A 1,360-nucleotide genomic window follows, 5' to 3' on the forward strand; every position below is an offset into this window, starting at 1 on the left:
CTCGACGCCCTCCATACCGACTTCGCGGACGACGCACACGCCCAGGCGCACATCACCGCCCTCGGTGAACTAATCGAAGCCACCGCCCAGAAAGCACCCACCGCCCTGCGCGCTGAACTCCAAGCCGCCTCCAAGGCGTTCGCACGCGCCCAGCGGTCCCAGATCCGGGCAGAAGACCGAGCCGCCCACGCTCTGCGCAACGCGGCCCGCGACATCGCCCACACCGCTACCGCCCCCGACGGCAGCGCCCTCGCCGCCCTGGTCGCTGGGCTCGTCTGGGCCGCGATCATCGCCGGACGCTGGCACGAGGCCAAGGGCCACGCCCACCAGGCCGACGCCGCCCGCCAAGCCCTCCAGCACCTCCAGACCGCCGCCGACCACGCCCTGGCCCCCACGCTCACGGACCTCGCGCAACGCCAGCCAAGGGAGGAGACCCGCCGTACCCTGGCCAGCGACGTCCGCGCCGCCATCCCCGAGCACGCCGAGCGGATCCTCACCGACACCGGCTGGCCGGCCCTCGCCACCGTCCTCACCGACGCAGAAGCCCGCGGCCACAAACCCCACCAGCTCCTCAAGGAAGCAGCAGCCCAACGGGAACTGGCCACCGCCCGCCAACCCGCTCGCGTCCTGCTCACTCGCATTCAGCACACCAGCCGAAACCCCACCCCCCACCACCGAGCCGCAGCAGCCCGCCTGCGCACCACCACCGCGGCCCCGCACCCGCCCACCGTGCCTGACTATGCCCAGCCACCAATGGCAACCACGGCACCGGCCGAGCAGCAGCATCGCCAGCGTCGCTAGCAGCCCGCCCCCTGCACGACCGTCACTCCGCTACGGCCCACAGCAACCAGAGCTGGACGTGCGCCTCGGCGCATCGCCCCCTACCGGAATCCGGCTGGTAGGGGGCCGCAGTCTTGTCCTGGACCCACTGGCCGGGCTGGGCTGCATCGTGGCTGAAATGCACTCCCACCAGCGCGATTGTCAGTGCCGTATGCCATCGTCACCACCTGTGAGTCGACGGCACCGTCAGCGGCTCGCGAAGGTTTACGAGTACAAGGCCAAGGGGGAGGCACGGCATGGCTGGCGACGGCTTCGACGTAGACACCAACCAACTCAAGTCCGCCGCACCGACATTCCACCGAGAGTCTGTCGCTCTGGAAAGGGCGACGGCCAAACTTCGCCACACGCTCGACGGGCTGGGAGAGCCCTGGGGCGGTGACGAGCAGGGCAAGAAGTTCGAGCACGCCTACGCCCCACACCGGGCACAGATCGAGAAAGCAGCCGCGGCCCTGGTCAAGGGTCTGTCCAGTATCACCAAGGCCATGAACGACATGGCCGCCAACCACGAAGACGCTGACCA

Annotated in this window: 1 protein-coding gene and 1 pseudogene; both read left to right on the plus strand. The window is 69.7% G+C overall.

Features of this window, described 5'->3' with window-relative positions; all coding sequences use genetic code 11:
• Window positions 1-801 (plus strand): annotated as a pseudogene (locus tag IG62_RS0140870) (mobilization protein); the annotation flags it as partial.
• 275 nt (window positions 802-1,076) lie between these two features.
• On the plus strand, window positions 1,077-1,360 hold a 284-nt coding region (locus IG62_RS0140875; RefSeq protein ID WP_030816344.1), incomplete at its 3' end, for a WXG100 family type VII secretion target.

Source organism: Streptomyces sp. NRRL S-337 (assembly GCF_000720175.1).
Taxonomy (GTDB): domain Bacteria; phylum Actinomycetota; class Actinomycetes; order Streptomycetales; family Streptomycetaceae; genus Streptomyces; species Streptomyces siderophoricus.